A 25528-nucleotide genomic window follows, 5' to 3' on the forward strand; every position below is an offset into this window, starting at 1 on the left:
TCCCAGCGAGTGGTTAGCAGATTCCTAGTCTCGCTTAGACTCGCTGGAATGACCCTACTTTGGATACACTACACATATAAGAACATCGCGAGCAACTTATCTACCAACACCCGTCATCCTGAACAACGAGGGACGAGGTGATTCAGGATCTACCCGCAAAGTGCTGTTAAGTCCTGAGGCTATCGCCATTTCCCAGCGAGTTGTTAGCAGATTCCTAGTCTCGTCTAGACTCGCTGGAATGACCCAATTTTGGATACATACCAAATATAAGAACATCGTGAGCAACGTATCTCCCAACGTCTGTCATCCTGAACAACGAGGGACGAGGTGATTCAGGATCTGCCCGCAAAGTGCTGTGAAGGTCTCAGGTTATCGCTATTTCCCAGCGAGTGGTTAGCAGATTCCTAGTCTCGCTTAGACTCGCTGGAATGACCCAACTTGAGTTAGCTGCGTCGAACTTAAACTCTGATATTAACCCGCCAACTCTTTTCGAATGATCTCTGCGCCTGCGCTGAGTGCATTAAGCTTTGCCGTTGAAACTTCACGAGAGAGAGGCGCCATGCCGCAGTTGGTGCATGGGTAAAGTTTGTCGGCATCAACATATTTCAGCGCTTCACGCAGAGTTTCTGCAACCTCTTCTGGTGTTTCAATCTCGTTAGTTGCCACATCAATTGCGCCAACCATCACCTTTTTGCCTCGGATAAGTTCTAATAGTTCGATAGGTACACGCGAGTTGTGACACTCAAGCGAGATAATATCGATATTGGACTTTTGGAGCTTCGGGAACACCTCTTCGTATTGTCGCCATTCAGAGCCCAATGTTTTCTTCCAATCCGTGTTGGCTTTGATGCCGTAGCCATAGCAGATATGTACAGCCGTTTCGCATTTTAGCCCTTCGATAGCACGCTCTAAACACGCAATGCCCCACTCGTTCACATCATCAAAGAACACATTAAACGCAGGCTCATCAAATTGGATAATGTCGACACCTGCCGCTTCAAGCTCTTTGGCTTCTTGGTTAAGAATCTTTGCGAATTCCCAAGCCAGCTTTTCTCGGCTCCCGTAGTGATCATCATACAGTGTGTCGATCATCGTCATTGGCCCCGGTAGCGCCCATTTGATCGGTTGTTTGGTTTGCTGGCGCAAGAACTTCGCATCTTCCACAAACACAGGTTTGGTTCGGCTGACTGGGCCAACAACCGTCGGTACACTCGCGTCATAGCGATTACGAATGGTCACGGTTTTGCGGTTCTCAAAGTCTACTCCGCTAAGGTGTTCAATAAACGTCGTCACAAAGTGTTGGCGAGTTTGTTCACCGTCACTGACAATATCTACCCCTGCCAGTTCTTGCTCTTGTATAGAGACTCGCAACGCATCACGTTTGCCATCAATCAATTCGTCACCTTGTAGTTTCCACGGTGACCAAAGCGTCTCTGGTTGAGCCAGCCAAGAAGGCTTAGGTAAGCTGCCCGCCGTTGAAGTCGGTAATAGTGTTTTCATCGTCATTCCCTTCTAGATTCTCTTTTTCGATTACGCGTAACTTGCAGACCATTGCTCAAGGATCGCTTGATAAGGTTTGATGAAGTGCTCCTCAGCAAACTTCCCTTGCTCTTTCGCAAGCTGGCTGCGCTCTTCGCGGTCATAAACGATTTGGGTTAACGAGTGATCGAGATTCTTCAAGTTCGGTTGGTAACACTGGCCGGCTACCGCGTTTGCGTTGTAAATCTCTGGGCGATAAATCTTTTGGAACGTCTCCATGGTACTGATGGTGCTGATCAGCTCTAGGTTTGAGTAGTCATTCAACAAGTCACCGAAGAAATAGAACGCCAACGGAGCGACACTGTTTGGCGGCATAAAGTAGCGCACCTGTAAGCCCATCTTTTTGAAGTACTGCTCGGTCAATGACGATTCGTTTGGCTGATATTCAAAACCCAACACTGGATGCTGGTTGTCAGTACGGCGGTAAACCTTGTTGTCCGATACACTCAAACAGATCACTGGCGGCTTCTGGAAATGTTGTTGGTACGATTCTGACTTCACGAACGCTTTAAACAGCTTGCCGTGCAACTCACCAAAATCAGCAGGAATGCTAAATTGAGGCTGGTCTTTGTTGTGGTCTAACAGCAGAACGCTAAAGTCGTAATCGCGCACATAAGAGGAGAAGTTGTTACCGACAATGCCTTCGATACGTTCGTTGGTTTTGCGGTCAATAATGTTGGTTTTAAGCACTTCGATGGAAGGGAACGCTTCACCACTGCCTTGAATATCCATATCCACAGTAATGATTTCCAACTCGACGCTGTAACGATCGCCATTCGGGTTATCCCAATGTGCCAAGGCGTTAAAACGATTGTCGATCATACGCAGTGCATTACGAAGGTTATTTTGGCGGCTGTCACCACGAGCTAGGTTGGCAAAGTTGGTGGTGATTCGCGTGCTGTCTGATGGTTGGTAATTCTCATCAAAACGGATGCTTTTAATAGCAAAATTGAAATCGTTATTCATGGTGAGTTGGTATCCTATTTCCTTAGATAAACGCTGACTGATTCCTAACTCTGTTCTTGGGGATGGTTGTGTTTTTTGATTTTCCCAATCGTCAGTGTGTACAGCGTTTACTTCGAAAATTCAGTTCAAAAACAGCTGTCACAGTGCCTAACACCAGAGCAGTCTGTTTTTTATACTTGCTTCGTTACTTGAATAACATTGGTAATACTTCACGTTGAACATGAAGGAATTTCATGGTTCTAGAACGGAGTCATTGTGACGAAGCAACTTCAGTATCATAAACTGGTATTTGAAGAAGAGGTAAACTCTCCTTTCTCGTGACACCTCATAATTGAACAGTCTTGAATAACCAAAAGCCCTACTCACCTAATAAATAGAGCATAGATGTCCTATTTATTGTTGCTATCTTAATCTGAGATCCTAGCTCTATTAAATGACTTTAATTTAGGTAATTTATCGATAACAATAATTCCACGCATAAGATAAGTCTGGTTACCATACCTAATATAAGACTCTGATAGGTAAGCCGCTTTCTTGTTATTAGGGATTTGTGATTGTACAAACTCTTCAAGGTTTCTATATTTATTTATTGTGGTTTTACCTCCCCAAAATGCCTCTTTTAGACAAAGGGTTAATTTTTTATCAACGTGATAAGTATGCTGCTCCCTAGAAAAGACGAAAGACAGAATGCCCCTTTCTTTCTTAACGAAGTTAAATGTTGACTCATTAACCTGCATAATATTTGCCTTACCCAAAGCAACATCTCTCTTAAAGGTATCCTGTACACAACCTTGTTTTATTTCGTGGAAAGGCAAGCAGAGTAACTCAAGGAAACTGTGATCTGAAATACCTAAGTCTCTATATATCAGATACATAGTAAGCATCTTAATTTTGTTCAGGAATAGATAGACTTGCTGTGTATGTAAAACTTCCATCTCACCGTGTGCAGCTCGATCTCGAATCTCCTTAATCTGATAAAAATCCTTATCATTTATAAAAACATCTGACACAGTTTTCCCTATATAGCGCAAGTAAATTTTAGCCTTCTTGTTAAACGTAGTTGCATTACTATTGGGTATAAGCCTTTTTAACGTGACTTCATTTGCTATGTTAACGATAGAACCTTTATCAATTGCACCCGTAATCAATGGTTCGTTCTCAGCAACATTCGCAAGCCTTGATATTAACTTGGCGTAATCATTTTGGGGCATCACATTACTTAGTTCATGCTGGTCAACTTTATAGCTAAAGTATTTATCCAGAATAGACGCGTATAACATCAATTCATATTCAAGCACATTTTTTATGCTGAATAAGGGAATTGTTTTTGCCCATATCTCGTCGAAAACAAACGAGTTCTCAACAAAATAGCTCTGACAGATTGCTTGAAATGAGGCTCTCAACTGGTCAGCTGGCATGAACGGGTATGGTTGAGAAACCTTTTCAGTCTCTTTTGCCTTGTGAGTGGGAACGTAGAGATAACCTTTATTTGAATCTTCGTCGAACAAATCAATTCTTGTTAAGTAACTAGATGTTCCAAAGATCCACGTAAACAAGTTAATTACTTTGAATCTCAGCTTGGAAATCTCACTCATTGAAACCGGAGCATCATAGGTAAAGTTGATATCTAGAGTACTAGTAAATACAAACCCGTCCCCATAATCATTGTCTTTTAGATGTTTAGATTGAAATATATCAACGCTCTTTATGCTTTTACTATTAATTAACTCTGCATTAAGTGACTCAATGTGAGTCTGCGCGAGCATATCTCCACTTTCCTCAAATCTCCTTTTTATCTCATGATTAAAGTAAACGGATAGCTGAGGCATTATAAAAGAGACTTGTGTAATCTTTTTTCTATTTGCATCCCCTGTATATACGTGGTCAAACAGCTCATCATCGTATGAAGAATTGTGACGACCAGATAAATAGAACGTTGATTTACCACCACTCACGTAATCATGGACAACGACTTCATCGATTTCCTGAGATATAAAAGAATCAAACTCATTGGCACAATCAAGTTTTGGATACCTGCCTCTCTCCAAAGTCAGTATCGCGTAACGACCATCATCAAGTTTAACATTTATCGTTTTTTCACAGTCGAGTGTAAGTTCCATATCAATGCTTTTTACTAAACCAGTTTCATTTAAAACTATCTTAAGATTTTTCACCTCTAAACGACAGTTAATTGATGTTGGAGTTAAGTTAGCTTTATAGATCTCACAGCATTTATTGTTTACCCATTGGTTCATCAGTTTCACTAACGACTAAAACATCGCCCCTCCTTCCCTTTTCCACCACTTTCAACGATACTCTTGCGCCCTATTGTTCAGTTGGAAAACTTCATGCCTCAAGCTAACTCCGTTGTCGTACTCGACTTTGAAACCACAGGTCTGTCTCCGAATATGGGTGATCGCGCGATTGAAATCGGTGCGGTTAAGATCGTTGATGGTGAGGTGGTCGATAGTTTTCAGCAACTTATGAATCCTGGCTTTCGTGTGAGCTCATTTATTGAGGGCTACACAGGTATTACCAATAACATGCTGCGCACCGCGCCAAGCTGCGATGAAGTGATGGCATCGTTCAGTGAGTTTATTGCGGGGGAGAATCTTATCGCGCACAACGCGTCGTTCGACAAGCGATTTCTGGATGCTGAGTTGGAGCGAATCGACTGCGGTTATTCTGGCGAGTTCGCGTGTTCTTTATTGGTGGCAAGACGCCTGATTCAAGATGCGCCGTCACACAAGTTGGGTGAGTTGGTTCGTTACAAGAACATTGAAAACGACGGTGTATTCCACCGCGCGTTAGCCGATGCACAGGTAACGGCAAAACTGTGGTTGTTGATGGTAGAAGAGCTTGAGCAATCGGGCATTGCAGCGCCAAGCTTTAAGTTTATGAAGACGGTAAGTAAAACAGCAAAAGGAAAAGTGGGCCAGCTACTGGCTAAAAGCCGCGCTTAACCCACAAACAAGTAACGCCCAATCATGCGGGCGTTACTTAGCCCTATAAATTTAGATTCTAGGGTTTACACCGAGATCATATGAGGTCGGATATTGGTTGGCTCTGCGCTTGCTGGCGTTGGCTCTACACCAGAAATCGCCGCCTGCTTTTCAATAAGATCTTGAATAAAGCACTCTGTCCACGCCTCTAACGCTGCCACATTTAGCATCGCCATCGGTTGTTGCGACCATAAAACGGCGCTGTTTTCCTGATGCGACACAATGTGCGCAGGCCAGTATTCACCAAAGATATTGCTCTTTGCCAGCTGCTCCGATATCGGGTTTGCCTCACCAAGTTCTGCATACAGTACCATCCACTCTTCATTCTGATGCGTGAAATGAAGTTGATACTTTTGGTCAATCAACAGGCTGTAGATACCATCTTGCGCGGTTGGGTTCTCTAGGCCGTTCTTTTCGAAAAAGTGTTTAACTAGGTGATCGAATGTGGTTGTCATTAGTGGTTAGCCTCCAAGTTGACGATGCTGAATTCTCCCGATAAGCCGAATTTTGGGAAGTCATAGCCTGATTTGTGCCAGAAATCCTGAACAAACCAGTTGGTGAAATCTTCCTTGCTTGGGAAAGAAAACTCACCGAAGTTCGGGTCAAAGAAGGTCACTTTTTCTCCATCTACCGCGGCGGCGACGGCGTGTGCATTACTTGGACCTTCAAGGCCGATCTTCTTCAATAGCGATGTTTTAGGGCCGTTATCAACGATCTTCGCCGCAAGCTCTGCTGCACCATTTCGGCCACGGCTTGTTTGTCCATGCACACGTGATAATGCACCAAGTTCTCGGTAAGGCGATTCGATGTTGTTGCTTCTTAGCCAACCTTCTGTGATCGCTTCTTGGTCATAACCCACCATGCCATCGGTTTGCAGTTGCGCGACAGACTGCATTGTCTCTTTATTCAGCTTGCCTTTGTCGCTTGCCGTTCCTGATTGAAATAGCTGTTCGCCAAGGTTAGAGCCTTCTGCTCGTGCCTTCATCCAGTGAGCGCTCAGTGCTTCACAACATCCGCCAGAGGTGTTGGTGTCTTTTAGGATGGCGTTTTTGATGCTGCCCGTTACCTGAGAGACTTGCATGGTCACTTCGCCGTTGTGTTTTGCTGCCGAGTTACGCAATGAAGCGGTTTTAGTGCTAACCAGAGCGTGCAAAATACGGTCGCCCAGCGTTTGTACCGCTGTTTTGAAGTTTTGTAGCTTTGAGCGAGGCTCTGCGCTCTGTTCTGGTGTCGCGCTTTGCAGAGAAAACGAACTGATTGGTGCTGGGTTTGCAGTAGCACCACTACTCATCTGTTGCAGCATCAAGTTGCGAATGGCATCTGGCGTCATTTGCGTGCTTGCGCTCAAGCCACCAAGTTGACCTTGGTTTTGTGGTTGGCTGACTGGCGCAGAGATGATTGGTCCACTGATAGAGGAAATATTAGTAATACCTTGCATAACTACCTGCTTTCTTTGTTTATTTTTGTATGCAGCAAGGTTAACCAAAGCGATGAAGTTGGGCTGTTAGTCATGGTCGTTGTTTTGTTGATTTGATCAGAGAGCTTGTTTGAAGAGATTTGGGAAGGGTGTATTTTTGAGGCAAAGAAATCGTTGTAGTGGTTCTGTTTGAGTAGAGGGCAATGATGATTTTCGCAACCATCATTGCCCTCCAAGCTTTATTTCCCTATGCGTTGAGTGTTAGCAAACATAGAGACGGTTACTGCGGCACTCTATCCGAAATTACCTTGCCATCTTTGATGGTGATGATGCGCTTGGTGCGCTCTGCAAGGGCGTTATCGTGCGTCACGATGATCAAGGTTCTGCCTTCAGCGTGGAGTTGATTGAACAAGGCTTCAATCTCTGCGCCGGATTTTGAATCCAATGCCCCTGTTGGCTCATCCGCTAAGATGATTTGTGGATCGTTGACCAAGGCTCTTGCAATCGCCACTCTCTGCTTTTGACCACCAGAAAGCTGGTTTGGTTTGTGGTCGAGGCGATCCCCTAGTCCGACTTGCTCTAGCAATTTAGCGGCGCGTTGACGGCGCTCTTTGGCTTTGATTCCAGAGTAAACCAACGGCAGTGCCACGTTATCCAATGCTGTTGCGTATTCCAACAAGTTAAAGCTTTGGAAGACAAAGCCTATCTTTTGGTTGCGAATACCAGCTAGTTCGTTCGGGCTTAAACTTGCGACGTTTTGACCACCCAATTGGTATTGGCCATCGGTCGGTTTATCCAAGCAGCCCAGCATGTTCATCAGAGTCGATTTACCCGAGCCAGACGGACCAAGAATGGAAAGAAATTCCCCTTGGTTGATGGTCAAGTCGACGCCATCTAGCGCACGAACTTCCGCCTCTCCGCTTGAGTAGTATTTACAAATGTTGGTCAAATCAACCAGTGGCGTGTTCGACATCTTGTCTCCAGAATTCTTGTTATTCACTTTGCAGTGCCTCCAACGGGCTCACTTTTGCGGCGCGGTTTGCGGGCAGCCATGCAGAAGCGACACCAATAAACACCAAGGTGGAAATCACAATCGCAACCACGATCCAAGACAGCTCAGGAACGGGTTTTCCAAGGTGTTCATAAAAGGTGTTGCCCTCTAGGTTTATGGCGCTGATGGCCGATACAAGCGCGTAGGTCACACCTAACCCCAGTACACCGCCGAGCATCATGGTCATCAGTGATTGCACTAGGTAGTGAAGACGAATGGCTGTGGGCGTGGCACCGACTGCCATGCGCACACCGATGTCTCGGGTGGAACGTTTTACGGTCGCGTACATGACATTCGCAATCCCTACGCCCGCCACGGCCAGCGTGACAAAGCCGATGATCCCAAGAAAGCTTTGTAAACCAATCAAGAACTGCTGCATGCTTTTCTGTTTGAGGAACATGTCTTCCACTTGGACGACTTGCTCATCACTCACACTGGCGCCGTGTTTACGAGCAATCACCTGACGAATGGTCTTTGCCAGTTTTTCACGATCAGCATGAGCTTGTGGCTCGACGTTGATGCCTCCGATATCGCCGTTAGTATGAAAGCGTTGCCACGTGGCTAAAGGCACAAAGCTGGCGTAGTTGATTTGGTCACCCTGCTCAACTTCGGCGCTGTTCTTCTTCAACACACCAATTACGGTGAACTCTTCACTGCCAATCTTGACCTTTTCACCGACAGGATTGGTTTGCAGTGTCACGGGGGCAAACCAGCTGAAGTCTTCATTAGGGTTAAACAAGTCCGCAGCCAGTGAATAGCCCAACACAACAACCTTACGCATCTCTTTTTGATCAAGTGGATTGAGCCAACGTCCGCCATCCATTGGGATTAAGTTGGTCATCGATGCAAAGTCTGTCGTGACCGCGAGTGGCTTTTGCCATATTCCTCGATCACCGACTGTAATGCGCTCATCCCAAACGGCGGTTGGCGCAACACTTTTCACCTCAGGCAAGGCTTTAATTACGTCGGTATCGTCGGCTTTTAAGGTGAGAAACTTACCTTGGTGAAACACGCCATAATCGACGGTCGCCATGCCTCCGGTTAAGTAAATCAGGTTCCCGTTACCATCTTGCGCTGTTCTTAATACGCCTTGGCGTATGCCCTCGCCCACCGCCAGCATGGCCGCGATACATAGGGTCGCCCACGCAACGGCAAGAATGGTCAATCCCAAACGCAGCTTTTCTGCTGCCATTTCCTGAAAGATTTGTCTCATTGGTAGCAACATATTTACGCCCTCGCACTCAATGCTATTACGGGGGTGAGACGCGATGCTCGCCTTGCCGGAAAGTAAGACGCCAGCAGCGCCAGAACGAGAGTCACCAATAATGACCAAGTAATGGAATCTGGCGTAATCACAGGAAAACCTAACCAATCTGGTAAATGCATAGACCCGAGCAGTGCGACCACCAAGTAAGCCACCATTAAGCCAAGTGCGGTACCAACGGCCACCAATAACAATCCTTCAAGGATGAACTGGCTGAGTATGGATTTTTGCGTTGCGCCAATCGCCAAACGTACACCGATTTCTCGCGTTCGCTCTGTTACAGAGAGGAACATGATGTTCGCAACGCCAAGCGCACCAACGGCCATGGTCATTGCGCCGCTTGCACCCAGGAAGATTTGAATGCCGCGGAAAATACCCGTGATTACCGCCGCTCCCTCGCTAAAGTCTGGCAAGTTAATCGCTTCTTTGTCGGTCGGGTCAAAGTGCAATTGTTTGGCATAAAAGTTAACGATGGCTTGTCGGAATGCGTTGCCATCCATACCGTCGACAGGCTTGAGTAGCAGCATCCAAGGCTTGGTATCCCACAAATCAAGGTACGTAGTATGAGGGATGAAAACTCTGCGACTGTCACCAAATGAAATGCCCGCATCTTCGTCTTTCATAATGCCGATCACCAAAAATGGAATGCCATTGACTTTGGTGGTTTGCCCGACATGAATTCCCCCCATCCTAGCGACTTGATCCCCCAAAATCGCAACGCGGGTGTGGTTGGCAATATCACTGGGTGAAAGGTTACGCGAACCTTGCTCTAACTTACGTTGAATCAACGAGAAATAATGGGAGTCAATGCCACTGACGAAGCTCGTCAGGTTCTGCCCTTTTTCATTGGTGACGTTCGCATCCCACTTGGCATAAACACTGGATGCTTGTTTCACAAAACCCGATTGTTCGATCATATCGACCTTATCCTGCGGGATCTGGATCTGGCGTCTCAGGGGTAAGCCATGCCAAGGTTTGCTGGTGCTCGACGGAAAGGCGACTTGCACGTTGTTGACCATAAACGACAACTGCTGAGTTTGATGGCGATAAAAACCTTCACCCAATGCAATCAACACCACAACCGAGATCACACCCCAAGCAATAGCCACGATGGCCAGCATGCTCTTCATGCGATGCGCCATCAGTGTTTGCCATGTTTGCTGCAATAAGGTTTGCTGTAATAACGTTTGTTGCAATAGACGGATCATGAGTTAAATGCTCGGGAGATCAGTACCATGGTGTCGTCATCTAACTTACCTGCGGTTTGCAACAAGCCGATACGCTGACGCCAGTAGTTGTACAGGTTGTTTTGCAGGCTGTTTTTCGCTTCAAACAAACTGTTGTGCGCACTGATCACTTCCGAGACTTCTAACAAGCCCGCATCGTAAAGTTTCTCTTTGCTGCGCAACACTTTCTCACGAGAAGTCACCAGCTCGTTCGCCATTAAGACTTGATTCCAGTTGATGTCGACTTGAGTAAATTGCTGAATCACGCGCTTTTGGATGTCGATTTCGACTCGACGTAAGTCTTGTTTTGCGCTGAGGGTATTGAGTGACGCTTCGTCCACTCTGGCACGCGTTGCGCCGTTCAAGTCAATCGGCACGCTTAGGGTGATACCTGCGCTGAACTCGCCGTCTTTGCGTCGGTCATCATCGTTATACCCAACGTTACCTTTCACCGTTGGGTAGTAACCGCCTTGGGCTGAGTCTTTAGCAAACTCACTGGCTTTAACGTTCTGTGCAGCCACCAGCAACTCAGGGCTGCTGTCTTTAGCAAGCTTTAACCATTGTTCTTGCGATTCCACCATCATTGGCGGTTGTACAAGGGAGTCAGTGCGAATTTGGTCAACGTCTTGTGGAACTTGGTTGATCAAAGCCGCCAGCTCTGCTCGTTTGACTTCTAAATCTGAGCGCGCATTCAAAATACCGGCTCTATCGGCAACTTGTGTCGCACGGATCTCTTCGACATCAACGGATTTCACTTTACCTGCTCGGTAACGCTTCTCGATGATCTTCAGCAGTTTGTTGCCTTCTTCCAGTTTGGATTGCGCCAGTTGCAGATCCCCCTGCGCGCTTGCCACATCCAAATAAGACGAGAGCAGTCTTTGTGCAAGTTCATTGTGTGACTGAGCGAGCTCTAGCTGAGATTTAATGTAGTTGGCATTGGCTTGATCCAAATCTGACCACAAGCTGCTGTCCCAGATGGTTTGAGAAAGCGATGCGCCATAACTGTTGGTGTTGTCGGCGGATTCATTCCAATTCGCCGATGCCGTCGCACTTAAGCCGGGTAAGAGTGAGCTGCGGCTTGCATCAACACCCACTTCGCCGAGTTGAACGCCAATTTTGGCTTTCTCGTAGTTCGGGTCATTTTGCTTCGCCTGTTGCCATGCTTGTTCAATCGAGATGGCATAGCTCGGTAAGCTGAGTGTGGCGGCCAGAATCGCAAATCCGATTTTAGATAGATTTCGCTTAGCCATGCGCGGCTCCCATCATCATGCTGTTATCGATGATTTCTTCGTCTAGCTTAACGCCGTCCAATACTTCTACGTTGATGCCATCTGACAAACCAAGTTTCACTTTTTGTTTGTGGAAACCTTGCTCTGAGCTATCTGGAATCAATACGTTTGGTGTATCTCCATCAAATTGCAGTGCTCGTTCTGGCAAGGTTAAGACGTTCTCAGATTTCTTCAGTGTGATTTGTGCTGTGGACGAGAAGCCCGAGCGCAGTAAGATCTCTTTCGGGATCTTCAGGTCACCAACTTCCACTTCAAATCCGTTATCAAAGCTTTTTGCCGTCGCGTTACCTTCTGGCGAGTTAAGGTTCTCTGATTGGATCGCAACTTTGGTTAACACACCGGAAATTTCCATATCAGGATAAGGCGCAACGGTAAGTAATACAGGCATGCCCGGGGAAAGCTGCGCGGCATCGTGCTCGCTGACGCTGCCTTTGAAGATCAGGCTGTTCATGTCTGCCAGAGACATCATTTCTGTCGCCGCTTGGCTGGATTCGGTCGAGATGATTGGCTCACCCACTTCTACTTTGCGGTTTAATACTGTGCCATCGATTGGTGCATAAATGGTTGAGGTTAAACGGGCGTCACCAATGGAAGCTTCACCACTGCGAATCAATTCTAGATTCTGGCGCTTTTGCAGTACGTTCGCTTGAGCGGATTTCACTGCAGAGCGCGCGCTGACGTATTCGTCGTAGTTGTTTGGAATGATGTCTTGTTTCACCAAGCTTTCAAGGTTAGCCAGCTTTTGCTTAGCGGATTCTAAGTCGGCTTCGCTGCGCATGAGATCTGTTGATGCATCGGTTAATGCTTGCGGCGTCGGGTTGGGGCGAACCTTAATCAATGCTTGGCCTTGCTTGACCTTTTCACCGACCTGCACGTACATCTCGCCCACGATGCCATCGATTTGCGACTTAATAGACACCGAGTGTGCAGGGACAATATTGCCGACCGCTACCGCTTGTTTTTCAATGGTTCCCTTTTCCACCGCCAGCGTTGGAAACGCCTCTGGTTGAGTGGAAGATTGCAGATAAAAATATGCACCGCCGCCAAGCAATGCAACGCTCACAGCAGAGACAAGCCAAATTTTTGCCATTATTGATACCGATTATTTTTGTGTAGTCTTGTGACCATCTTATGAACATAAAGTTCTAGAATCATATCGGCTTTAATGTCGCGAATTTGTCGTATTTGGTATAGCTATGTCAGGTGCTATTGACAATAAACTAGATGGATAATCCACTAAGTCGTATGAGTCTAAACTTATAGGTTTACGCTTCTACCTGTGGGTAAATGCTCTAGACGATCCCCTAGTATTTCTTTTAAAAGGCCATACGCTTTCATTCCTGTGCAATGGCCGGTGTAAAACTTATCAATCGGATATTCCGACAGCGCTCTGCCCAATGCTCTAATATCGTCTTTCGTGCCACCAATACCATTCAATACTGGTAAACCAACAAGGTGAAAGCCCCCCACCACCGCTTTGATTTGGCAGTTTGGAAATAACTCTGTGGCGGTTTCAATCATGTTCAGCACACCGCTGTGCGCACAGCCCGTAAAGACAACCAAGCCGTCTTCTTCTTTGATAATAAGCAGCAATTCGTGCTCGAAGGTGTCCTGCTCGTAGCCGCCATCATGCGATTGGGTATACAGGTACTGGTTGCCTTTTGGTTGTGGAAAGCGGTCGCATATCTCGGTAATCACGTGAACATTGGGGGCAACTTCTGTCCTTCGATCAATCAGTACGAAACGGTTATTTGCGCTCTCTAACAGCGCTTTATCGATGCCAACATCGTTCTTAAAACCAAAGGCGCGAAAGTAGTAATCTTGCTCGCCACATGCCTTTAAATAAATCTTCGCGGTTTCATTCCGCTCAAGGAAATAAGAGGCACCGTTGCAATGGTCATGGTGTCGGTGAGAAACAACGCCAAAATCTACGGCTTGGATATCCACATTCAGTCGAGGCGCGTTGTCACAAAACGTTTGTCCACTCCCCATATCAAAGAGAATGTTCATTCCCGACGTCTCAATGTGTAGCGATAAACCACGCTCAACACAGAGATCATCTCTCCCCTCTATGCGTGAATTATCAACCAAGGTGGTCACGATCATAATGTCTCCTTACTGCGTTGAACTATATGAATCGCAGAGACAATAACGAGGTTTCATTCATCTCGGAAGCCTTGATTGAAATTGTGTGACTAGAGAGTGATTTACAACATGACAGAGAAACAAGGCCAACGCTGGCAAATGTTGCCGCGCGTTGGATGACTTGATCAAACGCATTGAGCCAAGGAAGAGAGCAAATCCGTTTCAGTTTTGTTACTTCTTCTCTTTATATTTGAGCTTATTGCGATCCTGTTTAGCGTAGTTCTTCCACTTATTTAGATTCTCTCCAGAGAGTGTCGGAGTCTTGCCCGTTTTGAAGTACGCATTGATAAGCTCTTTCTCTGTAGTATGGCCAGAGTCCACCATAAATTTCGCGAGGTTGCCGCCCCAATGCATCGGCCTATCACCAAGGTTTTTGGTGAAATAAGCGGTTTTGTACACCGCTCCAGGGAACAGCTCGTCGTAAACTTGTTTGGCGAAATAGTCCGTCACATACTCATCGTAGTTGGTGTTGGGTACAGCCAAACTTTCTGGCCCCTGAAATCCTGTGTGCTTGCACGAAGAAGCATGCAAACTTTCGTGAACAATAGTCGATCGAATCTTGGCAGCGTCAAGTTTGCCTCCAGACGAATAATCCGGCGCGGTTGTTCCCATATAGATAGTGCCATCAGGCGATGTCCATGCTGCTGGGTTTACATTCAATTGCTCATGGTTGAATTCCATATTTCCGTAACCCGGCTGCGCTTTTATCTTATTGAACATCTCTTCATGAGATACGCTCTCAACCTTCACTCCCGGATTTGGTATGCCGAACAACGCACTGATTTTCGCATTCAAACGATCTACATCAACGTAATCTTCCGTTTTCCACGTCTCTGATGCCTTATCCCCAGCCATCTCTGGCTTGCTCAGTACGATTGGGACAAACTCTTTCTCATCATCGACCGGTGCCGCTTTCTTCGCTCCTGGTGGTGGTGGCGGTGCACCTGGCCCTGGCGGAGGTGGTGGAGCCCCTCCCCCTATCGGAGGCGGTGGTGGTGGCATACCTCCTGCCGGAGGAGGCGGCGGTGGCGGTGCCATTCTTGGCGGAGGAGGTGGCGGTGGAGCTGTTTTAGAGCTAGTTGCAGCAGAACTCTGAGCCGCTCGCTCACGATTCGCAGCCCAACGCTCTTCATCTTCTGCTTTGTAGGTTAACTCTTCTTTACGCTCTCTTCGTTGCCGCTCGAGGCGTTCTTGAACCGTTTGTTCTAATTCCGGAGGCTTTGGTGGCGGTTTTACGGTGTCATCAACGGGCTTGTAGCCTCCACCCGTACTGGTTTTACTTTTTAGTTCATCAAGATTAGGCATGAAGTAACACTCTACAAAAGAAGCGGAAACTTCATCTTAAAGCAGTGACTAATCATCAATAATATCGATTTTATAAAACGCTCAGAATCACTAGGCAATCGTTTACTTACACACTAGTTATAATCATATCAACGTCAAAAATTAAAATGTGATTACACAATTAGAAAGTTACACAGTGACAATGATTCCAATTTAACAGCACTTAACTGGAGGATTACTCAAGGGGATAGGTTTAGGGAGATAACGCTACATTGCTCCTAGATAGAAGAAGCCCAAGCATGAAGTGTGAGCTGCTAGTTGTTCAAAAACATATTCCAACAATCCTGAGGTTCGTCGCTAAGGGCAGGAAAAACCGCATACTCTTTCAGCAAGCCTTGTTTCTTAAATCCACATTTTTCGAGCACGCGAATGCTGGCTTGATGATCGATATGAGGAGCTGTATGGACCTCCTCGACTCCGATACTTTTTAGATACTCTATACCTAGCATACAAGCCTGAGTCGCATACCCTTTACCTTGATAGTTTCTAGAGATACCAAAATGAATTTCGCTACTGCTTTTTTCAGGGATTAACACCAAGCAACCAATGGGGACTTGAGAGGCGATTTCTTCGATTGCGAGTACCAAGATATTAGGGTTAGCCAACTTGTACTGGCTTCGCCATCTGTTAATAGATTGCAATGTTTGAGTTGAGCTTAGATGCGCTTGTCGGTTTAGATACAAACAGGCTTTCTCATCACCGAGGTAATGATCAAAGAGAGGCACAGCATCCGATTCTTCAACGTGACGAATTGCCACGTATTGCGCTTCAAGTTTCATTCACTTCCTTCTCAAAAACGTTTTTGGACGTTAAAGAGTGGGCGCTAAAAGTCGAATGCAAAGCCAACCCCAAACGCGCTTTCATCGAAGTTGTAATTTGAGATTGTGAGACCGTAACCCGTTTCTGCCTTCATATAACCTCTTAACCCCTGATAAACGGGGAAGTTCCAAGATGCGCGATAGAAACCCTTTTCCCAGCCTTCAGTAAAAAGATTCGATACGGTGAGTTTCAGTTTGTGATCATTTTCAGAAATCCAAGCCGCTTCTAGCTCGCCATAGCCAAGGAAATCCACAATATCTGGATTGTAATGATTGCTACCAACATCAAACCAAGTTTTAAAACGAACAAAGCCAGACTCAAAGCGCCATTTGTTATCGAGATAGACGCGATTCCAACTGACTTCGTCGCTGCCACCCGCACCATTGGATTGATGCTCAAAACCAAGCGAAATACGCCAAGGGTTTAAGTTCCAACGATAAAAAATAGCAGGGTTGTATTGATCGTCTCTAAAGTATGCTGAGTCATCGTACGCTTCCCAATTTGAGCGCTGGGTATAGGCGACAAATAAGCCATCATCCCCAAACACTAAGAGTTTATACTTCATGCTTATTTGGAACTGGACCAACACGTCCTTTGCGTCGTGCCCATTTGGATTGGTTGGAGCAAAGCGTGCTTGGTTTACCTTAGACTCGGTATAAAACGGTAATAAATAGTTGTCTTCATGAGCAGAAAAGCGCTTTTCTTCTGCGCAGACGTCTGCTGCAACGGTTGATAAAAACGCCGTAAATAAACCTAACTTTTTACAGTGAAACATCGTCATCCTTTTTATCTGTAACTCTCTGAATTCAATATAGAAGATAATTAGCAGCTTTCCTCTATTTTGCTGAATCAATCCGTGTTATCTCGATAGACCTCTGGCCGCCATATCTGCATAAAGTTCTCGACGGGCTCGATAGGCTTAAAGCCGTACTGTTCATACAGGCCATGAGCATCACGCGTCGCAAGCATCATTCTGCGTAAACCTTGAAGATCTGGATGGGACACGATTTCAGAAACTAACCATTTACTAATGCCTTGCCCACGAAACTCAGGGAGCACGAAAACATCCGCAAGATAAGCGAAGGTGGTTTTGTCAGTAATAAGGCGAGCAAACGCGATTTGTTGATTTGACTCAGTAAACGCGCCGAAACAAAAGGAGTTTCTCACCGCTTTATCTAGCGTGTCTTTCGGCACTCCTTTCGCCCAATAGCTCTGTGAAATGAACTGATGGATGCAATCCAGATCCATCTCTTCAAAGGCAGTGCTAATGCGATATCCTTGCATGGTGTTCTTCCCGAAAGTTGATTAACTTGGCTTTCTTAGCTCTAAGAGCAGGTATCGACATACATAACCTGCACCTGATGTGTAGCCGACGAGGTTTTCTAAAGACATGACTTCAAGCCCTGCATTTTGGCTGAACTCACGGACCTCACTCTCGGTGTAAGCCGTATGTTCCACCGTGCCGCTGTAGGTATTTCTCGGTAGGTCTTTTCCATCTGGGTCGTGACATTGGAAACTGATAAAACAGCGTCCTTCAGCATTGAGCTTGTTGGCAACGCATTGAAGTAGCGATTGGGGATTGGTAAGGAATTCCGTGAAACCGAGTGCGGTAATGATGTCGAAGGTTTGATTGAAAATCGGAGAGAAAGGTTGGTCTAGGTTATGAACGCTGACGCTTTGATAAAAGTTTGTCTCGCGTGCTTTATCGACCATTTTGGATGAAATGTCCAAGCCGTGAAGAGTAGCTTCTGGATAATGTGTTTTGATGACCTCCCCGATACTGCCTGTGGCACAAGCCAAATCGAGAGCAGAGACTTGTTTGAGATCGAGTGTTTTTAACTTTTCATCTACCCAATGTGGGCCAACGTATTGGCTGTCTTTAATTAGCTTCTGATAGCGCTCAGATACTTCATCATACATTTTGGCAACGTCCATGATCCCTCCTTTATCATTGAACGCTGCCAATGTAGCACGCCATATTCACTTAAACACCTATGTTATTGTAAAAGCGTGAAAAAAGTCGACATGCTACACATTGATTTAGGCCATCCAGATCCTTGCTAAAATGCCTATTGGTGTCGTAACACCTGTGGTGATTGAGCTTACCTTTCCATCTTTTAATACATAGATAGTCGGCGTCACGCTGATGCTCCATTCTTGCATAATGCTGCTTTTCGGATCGTTGATGTTGTCGAACTGGTAGTCTTTTGCCTGCATGAACTTTTGTACGCGCTCTTCCGGTCCGGATGCGCCGGATACTGCAACCACTTCATAGTCATCGCTTAACCAACTCACGCTTGGGCTAACAAACTTACACGCCGGACACCAAGTTGCCCAAAAGTACACAACCACTGGTTCTTCATGACTTTTGGCAATCACATCGACAAACTCGCCATCGGCCATGATCGCACTCAGAGGCGGTGCTTGCTCTTTAGGGATGTCTTTGGTGCGGTACCAATCCATGGCGACCGAAATCACGGTCACCATGAGCACCATTTGCAACGCTTGACTAAGCCAGTATTTGAGCGACTTGCGCTTTTTTACTGTGTTCACTTAATCGTGCCTCCGCTCGCTTGTTCGATGGCTTTCACCACTACATCGTCAGTCAAAATCACTGGTAGAGGAATCCCCTCTGGCGCAGCTGGACCATAAACGATATTGAATGGCACACCAAAGCGACCATGTGCACGCAAGAAGTCGGTCACTGAGCCATTCGGATGTGTCCAATCGCCTTTCAGTGTCGCCACGTTAGGGCTTTGCAACAGTGAGTAAACCGGATCTTGCCAGATCACACCGATCTTGTTGGCTTTACAAGTCACACACCAATCGGCAGTCACATCGACGAACACCACCCGGCCATTCTTCACGTGGTCTGCAATCGCTTCGTTTGACAGTTTTTCCCAAGCCAAATCTTCTGGCAATGGCGTCGCCCAGTGATTGGCAGTCACACTGCCTAGAACCAGACCACCAGCAATCAAAATCAACGAAACCGTGCCGGAAATCGCTAACGCTTTATTGCCATAAATACGCTTAACACGCGCCATGATAACGATGAACGCAACCAAGCCGATCAGAATGACCCAAAATACCGGCAAGTGATTCGCCATCAGTGACAATAACCAAGCACTGGTTGCCAGCATCATGATGCCAAATACGATTTTCACGACATTCATCCATTGGCCTGGCTTTGGTAGCTTGAGTGCAATCCCCGGGAAGATAGCCACTAAGATCCAAGGCAGTGCCATACCCAGAGCTAACGCAGTGAAGATAGCAAACAGAGTTACTACGTCTGCACCCAGTGCAAACGCCACCGCAGTGCCAAGGAAAGGAGCTGAACAAGGCGTTGCTAACAGAGTCGCGAACATACCTTGCACGTAATGCCCAAATAGCGAGTTATCGCCCTTCGACGCTAACCAAGTGTTGGTACCTGATGACAGGCGAATTTCAAACAAACCAAGCATGTTGGCACCAAACAGTCCAGTTACCAACAGCATTAAGCCTAAGAACCAAGGGCTTTGAAATTGCACACCCCAACCGATGGCATTACCCGTTAGCTTCAGCACTAAGATAAAGCCAGCCAGTAACCAGAACGACGTCAGAATACCTAGCGAAGAAGCCACGAACTGAGTACGAATTTGACGACGTTCAACGCCTTGTGCCGCTACGATGCTGCTTAACTTCATGCCGAGAACTGGCAATACACAAGGCATGATGTTGAGAATCAAACCACCGAGTAACGCGAACAAGAAAATATTCACCAAAGACGTACTTGGCAAAGTTTGCGTGATAACGCCTGCTTTTGCTTGCGCGGTTTCTTGCGCCAGTAAGTTATTGTCTTTGATTGAGACGTAAACCGATTGGTTATCCAGCTCTACATCACCCAACCATGTATTCACTGAGTAGTTTGCGGTAAGCGTATTGCCCTCTTGATGCTGCCCTTCTAATTTGAAGCTGTAATCGCTGGTTGCTTCGTCGACGCCATCAACCAACACTTCTGGTTTTTGCCAACCTTGTGAGTTAGTCAGTTTGATTTGTAGCTTAGATTGGTTTGCATCCCAATTTGCTTCTGTCACTTCAACAAATGGCGACGCTTGAGGCACACTGCTCACCGCTTGCGCGTAAGTGAACATCACTCCTTCATCAACTTGTAGGTCGGAAGGTAGGAAAGACAGTTGAATGTGGTAATCGGTTAGTACGCAAATGGTGGTACATGAAGACAGGGTCAGCGTCGCATCAATCGTCACTGGTTTGTTCATGTCTTCGACGTGCAGCGTCATTGGGAAGACGGTGTCACCTTTGTAGCCTAGCGTCTCGATACCAAGCAGCTCGTATTTCTGCGGGTACGGCCATTGCCAATCCACTTTGGTGAGGTTTTGTGATTTTTCCCAATCAATAGAAGGTGCAACACCGCCCTCACCCGGCGAGCGCCAGTAAGTTTTCCAATCACCGGTCAGTTTGACATCAAGGTAACCAGTGAGTGTGTTGGTATTTGGATCTTGTTGTCCGGTTAAGACAAAGCGCGTTTGCACAGGTGGATGCTGTGGGTTGGTCAGCCATCCCGTGTCTGTCGTTTGTGCTTGGGCAATTAGCGAGAATAAGCTCAGCGCCAGCGTCATGATAAGCATCAACGCGGCTTGAGTCGTTTTTTTCATGTGGTTCATAGTTATTCCTAGTTAAAAACAAGTGTAGAAAAAGACTGACGATTCGAAACTCGTCAGAAATCACTTGTCATTCGCGGAATACACACAGGGTGAGATGGACTCGATACTTTTGGACTATCGGTTCGGTCCATTGTCTTTTGCTGGCGAACGCACAACAGCGCCACACGACAAGCGCGAGGATGCCAACAAACAAAACAACGACCAAGGTTTCCAGTTGTTGCTGAGCAAATTGAATCAGCTTTTCAGACAACTCACATTTACTCGTGTCATGCCCACTTTCTGCTTTTACGATTTTAACTTCATCGCCAACAACCGCAGAAGTCGAGCTTGCGTCATATTGCATGGCACAACTGAACATCAAGCCGGAATTTTTCATCAGGCACACCACAATCACCCAGCCTATTAGCGCTAGGAGCCATTTGCCCTGTTGTCGGGACGCAGCAGATTGTAAAGTGGATGAGTGCATTCTAACTTCGATAAATGTGGAAACGCGGGAAATCATACGCAAGTTAATATAAACCTCAAGTAGTATGATTTTTTGAACAGCGCGTTTTCGTAATTAACTGTGATAGTCTTATGACTACCGTTTCTGTAAATAATTCAACATGCTCAATAAAGTTAATCTTGCTGATATTCGCTCCTTCGTTTTGATCGCTCAACTGGGTAACTTCACCAAAGCGGCAGAAGCGCTTTCCGTCTCTCGTTCTCATGTGTCTCGCCAAATCAGTGGTCTTGAAGCACAAATGGGCGTGACCTTACTAACTCGCACCACGCGTACTCTGCGTTTGACCCATGCTGGTGAACGTTTTTACCAAGAGTGTGAGAAAGCTCTGCGCGATATCGACCAAGCGTTGATCGCCGCAGTCGACGACACTCAAGAAGTTCGAGGCTTGATTCGCGTAAACTGCGTGGGTGGCTATATCGGCGAGGACATCATTGCCAAATACGTCAATGAGTTCATGTTGGAATACCCGAATATCACCGTAGATTTGGATTTCTCTTCACCACGAATTGACCTGATTGAGGACCAATTCGACGTGGCGATTCGCATGGGCGAGTTGGAAGACGCAGGATTCGTCGCACGTAAACTGATGATGATTGATATGGTGACGCTGGCAAGCCCGAACTACCTCAAAACGCATGGGGAACCAGTGACACCAAAAGAACTGGCAAAACACCGGACTCTGACTGGCTCCGTCACTCGCTGGAGCTACCGTAACGTTGCTAACCCGAAAGAACACAGTGACGTCATCGTGAAAGGCAATCTGCGTTGTAAAAACGGCCGAGCACTTGTGATGGGCGCACTGCACGGTAACGGAATTATCCGTGTGCCATTAAGTTACTGCGACGAAGAGGTCAAACAAGGCCAACTGGTTAAAGTGATGCCAGAGTGGGAAATCCCTTCTGTTCCTTTGTCTGCAATTTTCCATCGCGACCGTTATCAACCGAAACGCCTGCGCACCTTCATCGACTTCGTTAAAGCCAAATTTGAGCAGGAGTTTGATGTTTAAGTTTGGCGCATAAAAAAGTGCGTAAGAACCGAAGCACTTACGCACTTTTTAAAACCTGATGAAAGCTAAGATAGCTTCTCTAGATACCCCTCTATATCGACATCATCAATAAGCTCATCTGGCAGATAGCGCTTGGCGTAACTTAGGTAAGCGCCACTGGTTAAAAGCAGCTTAAATACGTCTTTATCAATGTGCCCACCGAGTGCCATTTTCGACATAATACTGATTGCCTCACTCAAGGACTTGGCTTTCTTGTAAGGTCGATCTGCCGCGGTTAACGCTTCGAAAATATCCGCTACCGCCAGAATGCGTTCAGGGATCGATAGTTCCTCTCCCATCAAACCTCTCGGATAACCAAAGCCTTCCATTGCCTCGTGGTGCGTAGTAGCGTAGCGAGGAACGCGCTCAAGTTCGGGTGGGAACGGAATGCTTTCGAGCATCTTGATTCCGCTGATCATGTGCTCATTAATCTTAAAGCGCTCTTCTGCTGACAACGTACCGCGCTGCACGGCCAAGTTATACAGTTCGCCATGGTTGTAGAGCTTTTCTGGCACCGTCATATTGATGCCAAACTCAGGGTCGAGATCAAACGGCTGTTCACGCTCAATCACATGCTCAGGACGATCAGAAAGCAGCTTTTCTGTTGCTGGCGTTGGTTGTGGTTGATAACGCGTTTCTTCTAATGGCGATAAACCAAGTCCACAATCGAAGTAACGCGTCCACTCTTTCTCAGCCAACTTGTGCAAACGTTCAATGTCTTGATCCGACATAAACTCCGCCCCCACGTTCGTATTGGCGACAAATTCGAACTCTTCTTTCAGCGCAGCAAATTCTTGTTCCAGTGCTTGCTCGGGTTGCTCATCCACACCCATAGTTTTTAGCTTTTTGAGTAGATATTGAATCTGCGCATCTCGCCACAGTACTTCGAATCGCATGCGAACTTCGTGAATGCGGTTGTAGTTGGTTTCTAGCTTACTGCCTTTATCTACCACATATTCTGGCGTGGCGATCTTACCGCAATCATGAAGCCAAGCGGCAATGCGGAATTCACGGCGCTCCTCGTCATTGGCAAACTCAAAAGCTCCAAACACGCCTTGGTCAGATTTCTCTGCCTCTTCCGCAAGCATCAACGCAATCTCCGGCACACGGTTACAGTGACCGGCCGTATAATGTGACTTTTCATCGATGGCGCGTGCGATAAGTTGAATCACGGAATCAAAAAACTCATTTTGCCTTTGTTCAAATTGCTTAAGCGAGTTGCTGCCTCGCATCAGCGAAAGACCAAGTTGATGAATTTCTTCAATGCGAGAGTGAACACGCTGCACTTTGTCGTATTCGCGTTCGCGTACAAATCTGACTTGCTTTCTCAATGCATTGATTGGCTGAGAGATTGGTTTCGCCATCTCCCATGCAACGGGAATCAACAACGCAAGAACAAACAAGGACGCGCCCACAGCATATAGCGTCACTTCATTTACGCCTGACATAACGTAAGACTGTGGAATCACAACAGCAAAGTACCGCTCTTCCTTATGAGTGAGTTTGGAGACAAAAACATACTTGTCTTTCCCATTGATCGTCACTAGTTGAACGGAATTAATAAACTTAGGATCTTTGGCAAATTTGACCAGCTCTTCATATGGCGTAAAGGTATAGGTCGACACTGCAGCCTTACTCTCAAACCATTTTTCACGCAGCTCTTTTCTTTGCTCTGGCGTAATCGCGTCAATAGCGCGGTTAATTATCTCAACTAAAGGTCTTTGTTCCTCATTCGCCAAGTAGTAAAACGCGTTGGAGAGGTTTGAATCCTTAACCAAAGTGATGGCTAAGTTCTGACGAAATGTTTCGCGTATTTTATTGGCCAATATTTGACGGATATCGAGCACAGCTACGATGTCACCGTTCAGTACCCCGTCGATCGCATCGTGAAAAGAAGCGTAATTTACGATGGTCATTTGCGGATAAGCTTCTAGCAAGTCATCTTGAATGCTCCAACCTTTCAGTAAACCAATTCTGTCGTTCTTCACTTGCTCTAAGGTATTGATGTGCTTGTTCTCTTCTGTGGTGAGTAACGCAAACTTTGCGTGATAAAGAGGTTCACCGACTACACCAATGCTGGAAAACTCATCTTGGTCGGCAATCGATTGAAGAATATCGATATTGCCATTTTTAAAATCGTTGACGAGCTCATTCCAACTTCGACCGTTCACAAACTTAAACTTTAAGCCGGTCATTTCAGAAATCATCTTGAATATATCAATCGAGAAGCCATTTGGGCGACCGCCAACGGTGTAATCAAGCGGAGCCCAGTTATTTTGGTTCGACACTTTCAACTCTGGCGTTTGTGCTACCAGTGCTCGTTGCTCATCCGTTAAGTTCACCGGAGAGACCAAAGGTAAGCGATCTTCGATGTCGACCATCTTGTTAGTTGCAATCAATCGGCCATTGGCTTGATAGATAAACGCCTCCGCTTCTGGCGCTTTCTTGTTTTCGACAAAACGGTTGGTGAGTTGCGCCTCTAACGAGGAGAGAAGAATGTCCACACCTACCACAGTATCGGATTCTGGCACCTTAATGGAAAAGGTTTCCCCAGATACTTTTAGAGTGTTGAACAAATAAGGAGAAGTATTGTAAATGTCATCATGGTCAGCATTTTCAAACCAGCTGCGTTGAGTCGGGATGAAGTTACTAAACTCATCTAAAGCGTGGCGTGATACAAAGTTTTCATCATAGTAAATACTTACCTTACGGCGATCTCGCTTCACCCCGCTATGCGCGATCAACAACCACTTGTCCCCTGGTTGAGCACCTATGCGTGAACGAACTTCCTCTGAGGAAAGGTTGATCAACTGGAAGAAGTCGTTGTTCGCTTTGGCAACAAAAATACTATGAATGCCGGGTTCTCTTACCAACAATTTAGACAAAGGGATAATGATGTTCTCTTCGGGCGTATCTACCCCGATAAGCGACACTAGCTGCGCGCCGCTTCTTGCCACGTTCTCAGCTAAGTTTTGTAGATTAGATAAATGACTCGATACACCTGTCGCGATGGTTTGGTATCGGGTGAGGGTGTGTTGCAGCTCAGTTTTCCTTGCAAAATGGTATTGCAAAGTAATCGCCACACCTGCTGTCACTAGGGTACAGAAGACAAACATCAACCCTAGCACTGTCCTTAACGAAATCCGTTTACGTTTCTTCATCGTTTCAGCTTGGAGTAATCCAAGCACCTCAATCCTTTAACCAACTGAAATTATTGTCTAAAAATTGAATTTAAGCCAATCACGAAATTTTATG

At 46.2% G+C, this 25528-nt stretch carries 22 protein-coding genes; 2 read left to right on the forward strand and 20 right to left on the reverse strand.

Annotated elements, in window-relative coordinates:
• Positions 1-471: 471 nt before the first annotated feature.
• The 3 genes from GXP65_RS15570 to GXP65_RS15580 form a co-directional block, all read right to left on the reverse strand.
• Entirely contained in the window at positions 472-1500 is a 1029-nt protein-coding gene (locus GXP65_RS15570; protein ID WP_162093198.1) for a methionine synthase, read from the reverse strand.
• 30 nt (positions 1501-1530) lie between these two features.
• On the reverse strand, positions 1531-2505 hold the full coding sequence (locus tag GXP65_RS15575) for a DUF1852 domain-containing protein (RefSeq protein ID WP_162093199.1): 975 nt from the start codon (positions 2503-2505) through the stop codon (positions 1531-1533).
• Between the two features lie 407 nt (positions 2506-2912).
• On the reverse strand, positions 2913-4760 hold the full coding sequence (locus GXP65_RS15580) for a hypothetical protein (RefSeq protein ID WP_162093200.1): 1848 nt from the start codon (positions 4758-4760) through the stop codon (positions 2913-2915).
• 93 nt (positions 4761-4853) lie between these two features.
• Here GXP65_RS15580 and GXP65_RS15585 point away from each other — a divergent pair, with 93 nt between their 5' ends.
• Positions 4854-5468 carry a 3'-5' exonuclease gene (locus tag GXP65_RS15585; protein WP_162093201.1) on the forward strand — a complete coding sequence of 205 codons (615 nt, stop codon included), beginning with the start codon at positions 4854-4856 and terminating at the stop codon, positions 5466-5468.
• A gap of 65 nt (positions 5469-5533) precedes the next feature.
• Here GXP65_RS15585 and GXP65_RS15590 read toward each other — a convergent pair whose 3' ends face one another.
• The 16 genes from GXP65_RS15590 to GXP65_RS15665 form a co-directional block, all read right to left on the reverse strand.
• The gene (locus GXP65_RS15590) at positions 5534-5962 is read right to left on the reverse strand and encodes a CesT family type III secretion system chaperone (protein ID WP_005535790.1); all 429 of its coding nucleotides are present in this window, start codon (positions 5960-5962) and stop codon (positions 5534-5536) included.
• Positions 5962-6945, reverse strand: coding sequence for a YopT-type cysteine protease domain-containing protein (locus tag GXP65_RS15595; RefSeq protein ID WP_162093202.1), 984 nt, complete (start codon positions 6943-6945; stop codon positions 5962-5964). The genes GXP65_RS15590 and GXP65_RS15595 overlap by 1 nt, the downstream gene beginning before the upstream one ends.
• A 259-nt stretch (positions 6946-7204) precedes the next feature.
• Positions 7205-7897: an ABC transporter ATP-binding protein gene (locus GXP65_RS15600; protein ID WP_038889919.1), complete on the reverse strand. Its 693-nt coding sequence runs from the start codon at positions 7895-7897 to the stop codon at positions 7205-7207.
• A gap of 19 nt (positions 7898-7916) precedes the next feature.
• Complete coding sequence (locus GXP65_RS15605) at positions 7917-9200, reverse strand: ABC transporter permease (protein ID WP_038889917.1); 1284 nt, start codon at positions 9198-9200, stop codon at positions 7917-7919.
• A gap of 2 nt (positions 9201-9202) precedes the next feature.
• Complete coding sequence (locus GXP65_RS15610; protein WP_162093203.1) at positions 9203-10447, reverse strand: ABC transporter permease; 1245 nt, start codon at positions 10445-10447, stop codon at positions 9203-9205.
• On the reverse strand, positions 10444-11715 hold the full coding sequence (locus GXP65_RS15615) for a TolC family protein (protein ID WP_162093204.1): 1272 nt from the start codon (positions 11713-11715) through the stop codon (positions 10444-10446). Before GXP65_RS15615 ends, GXP65_RS15610 begins: the two co-directional genes overlap by 4 nt.
• Complete coding sequence (locus tag GXP65_RS15620) at positions 11708-12844, reverse strand: efflux RND transporter periplasmic adaptor subunit (protein WP_038889915.1); 1137 nt, start codon at positions 12842-12844, stop codon at positions 11708-11710. Before GXP65_RS15620 ends, GXP65_RS15615 begins: the two co-directional genes overlap by 8 nt.
• A gap of 167 nt (positions 12845-13011) precedes the next feature.
• Positions 13012-13860 (reverse strand): MBL fold metallo-hydrolase, encoded by an 849-nt coding sequence (locus GXP65_RS15625; protein ID WP_162093205.1) that lies wholly within the window; start codon positions 13858-13860, stop codon positions 13012-13014.
• A 210-nt stretch (positions 13861-14070) separates the two neighbouring features.
• On the reverse strand, positions 14071-15204 hold the full coding sequence (locus GXP65_RS15630) for a toxin (protein WP_162093206.1): 1134 nt from the start codon (positions 15202-15204) through the stop codon (positions 14071-14073).
• Positions 15205-15497: 293 nt separating this feature from the next.
• A complete protein-coding gene (locus tag GXP65_RS15635) occupies positions 15498-16022 on the reverse strand; it encodes a GNAT family protein (protein ID WP_162093207.1) in 525 nt (174 codons plus the stop codon).
• Between the two features lie 44 nt (positions 16023-16066).
• Positions 16067-16837 carry a phospholipase A gene (locus GXP65_RS15640; RefSeq protein WP_086369131.1) on the reverse strand — a complete coding sequence of 257 codons (771 nt, stop codon included), beginning with the start codon at positions 16835-16837 and terminating at the stop codon, positions 16067-16069.
• A 74-nt stretch (positions 16838-16911) separates the two neighbouring features.
• Positions 16912-17346: a GNAT family N-acetyltransferase gene (locus GXP65_RS15645; protein ID WP_162093208.1), complete on the reverse strand. Its 435-nt coding sequence runs from the start codon at positions 17344-17346 to the stop codon at positions 16912-16914.
• 21 nt (positions 17347-17367) lie between these two features.
• Positions 17368-17997, reverse strand: coding sequence for a class I SAM-dependent methyltransferase (locus tag GXP65_RS15650; protein WP_162093209.1), 630 nt, complete (start codon positions 17995-17997; stop codon positions 17368-17370).
• Between the two features lie 105 nt (positions 17998-18102).
• Positions 18103-18615 (reverse strand): protein disulfide oxidoreductase, encoded by a 513-nt coding sequence (locus GXP65_RS15655; protein ID WP_162093210.1) that lies wholly within the window; start codon positions 18613-18615, stop codon positions 18103-18105.
• The gene (locus GXP65_RS15660) at positions 18612-20723 is read right to left on the reverse strand and encodes a protein-disulfide reductase DsbD domain-containing protein (RefSeq protein ID WP_162093211.1); all 2112 of its coding nucleotides are present in this window, start codon (positions 20721-20723) and stop codon (positions 18612-18614) included. The genes GXP65_RS15655 and GXP65_RS15660 overlap by 4 nt, the downstream gene beginning before the upstream one ends.
• 67 nt (positions 20724-20790) lie before the next feature.
• Positions 20791-21189 carry a hypothetical protein gene (locus GXP65_RS15665; protein ID WP_240335006.1) on the reverse strand — a complete coding sequence of 133 codons (399 nt, stop codon included), beginning with the start codon at positions 21187-21189 and terminating at the stop codon, positions 20791-20793.
• Positions 21190-21328: 139 nt separating this feature from the next.
• Between GXP65_RS15665 and GXP65_RS15670 the strand changes: the two genes are divergently transcribed.
• Complete coding sequence (locus tag GXP65_RS15670) at positions 21329-22234, forward strand: LysR family transcriptional regulator (protein WP_162093212.1); 906 nt, start codon at positions 21329-21331, stop codon at positions 22232-22234.
• A gap of 65 nt (positions 22235-22299) precedes the next feature.
• On the opposite strand, the gene GXP65_RS15675 is transcribed toward GXP65_RS15670, so the two are convergent.
• Complete coding sequence (locus GXP65_RS15675) at positions 22300-25461, reverse strand: HD domain-containing phosphohydrolase (RefSeq protein ID WP_346265907.1); 3162 nt, start codon at positions 25459-25461, stop codon at positions 22300-22302.
• Positions 25462-25528 lie beyond the last annotated feature (67 nt).

It is taken from the genome of Vibrio sp. LB10LO1, assembly GCF_010092875.1.
Classification (GTDB): domain Bacteria; phylum Pseudomonadota; class Gammaproteobacteria; order Enterobacterales; family Vibrionaceae; genus Vibrio; species Vibrio campbellii.

Bases quoted from the DNA above. Each gene is read 5' to 3' on its own strand.
- GXP65_RS15660 (WP_162093211.1), bottom strand. From the start codon at position 20,723: ATGAACCACATGAAAAAAACGACTCAAGCCGCGTTGATGCTTATCATG.
- GXP65_RS15635 (WP_162093207.1), bottom strand. From the start codon at position 16,022: ATGAAACTTGAAGCGCAATACGTGGCAATTCGTCACGTTGAAGAATCG.
- GXP65_RS15625 (WP_162093205.1), bottom strand. From the start codon at position 13,860: ATGATCGTGACCACCTTGGTTGATAATTCACGCATAGAGGGGAGAGAT.
- GXP65_RS15595 (WP_162093202.1), bottom strand. From the start codon at position 6,945: ATGCAAGGTATTACTAATATTTCCTCTATCAGTGGACCAATCATCTCT.
- GXP65_RS15585 (WP_162093201.1), top strand. From the start codon at position 4,854: ATGCCTCAAGCTAACTCCGTTGTCGTACTCGACTTTGAAACCACAGGT.
- GXP65_RS15630 (WP_162093206.1), bottom strand. From the start codon at position 15,204: ATGCCTAATCTTGATGAACTAAAAAGTAAAACCAGTACGGGTGGAGGC.
- GXP65_RS15620 (WP_038889915.1), bottom strand. From the start codon at position 12,844: ATGGCAAAAATTTGGCTTGTCTCTGCTGTGAGCGTTGCATTGCTTGGC.
- GXP65_RS15605 (WP_038889917.1), bottom strand. From the start codon at position 9,200: ATGTTGCTACCAATGAGACAAATCTTTCAGGAAATGGCAGCAGAAAAG.
- GXP65_RS15650 (WP_162093209.1), bottom strand. From the start codon at position 17,997: ATGGACGTTGCCAAAATGTATGATGAAGTATCTGAGCGCTATCAGAAG.
- GXP65_RS15575 (WP_162093199.1), bottom strand. From the start codon at position 2,505: ATGAATAACGATTTCAATTTTGCTATTAAAAGCATCCGTTTTGATGAG.
- GXP65_RS15590 (WP_005535790.1), bottom strand. From the start codon at position 5,962: ATGACAACCACATTCGATCACCTAGTTAAACACTTTTTCGAAAAGAAC.
- GXP65_RS15670 (WP_162093212.1), top strand. From the start codon at position 21,329: ATGCTCAATAAAGTTAATCTTGCTGATATTCGCTCCTTCGTTTTGATC.
- GXP65_RS15570 (WP_162093198.1), bottom strand. From the start codon at position 1,500: ATGAAAACACTATTACCGACTTCAACGGCGGGCAGCTTACCTAAGCCT.
- GXP65_RS15615 (WP_162093204.1), bottom strand. From the start codon at position 11,715: ATGGCTAAGCGAAATCTATCTAAAATCGGATTTGCGATTCTGGCCGCC.
- GXP65_RS15645 (WP_162093208.1), bottom strand. From the start codon at position 17,346: ATGCAAGGATATCGCATTAGCACTGCCTTTGAAGAGATGGATCTGGAT.
- GXP65_RS15580 (WP_162093200.1), bottom strand. From the start codon at position 4,760: ATGAACCAATGGGTAAACAATAAATGCTGTGAGATCTATAAAGCTAAC.
- GXP65_RS15665 (WP_240335006.1), bottom strand. From the start codon at position 21,189: ATGCACTCATCCACTTTACAATCTGCTGCGTCCCGACAACAGGGCAAA.
- GXP65_RS15640 (WP_086369131.1), bottom strand. From the start codon at position 16,837: ATGTTTCACTGTAAAAAGTTAGGTTTATTTACGGCGTTTTTATCAACC.
- GXP65_RS15610 (WP_162093203.1), bottom strand. From the start codon at position 10,447: ATGATCCGTCTATTGCAACAAACGTTATTACAGCAAACCTTATTGCAG.
- GXP65_RS15600 (WP_038889919.1), bottom strand. From the start codon at position 7,897: ATGTCGAACACGCCACTGGTTGATTTGACCAACATTTGTAAATACTAC.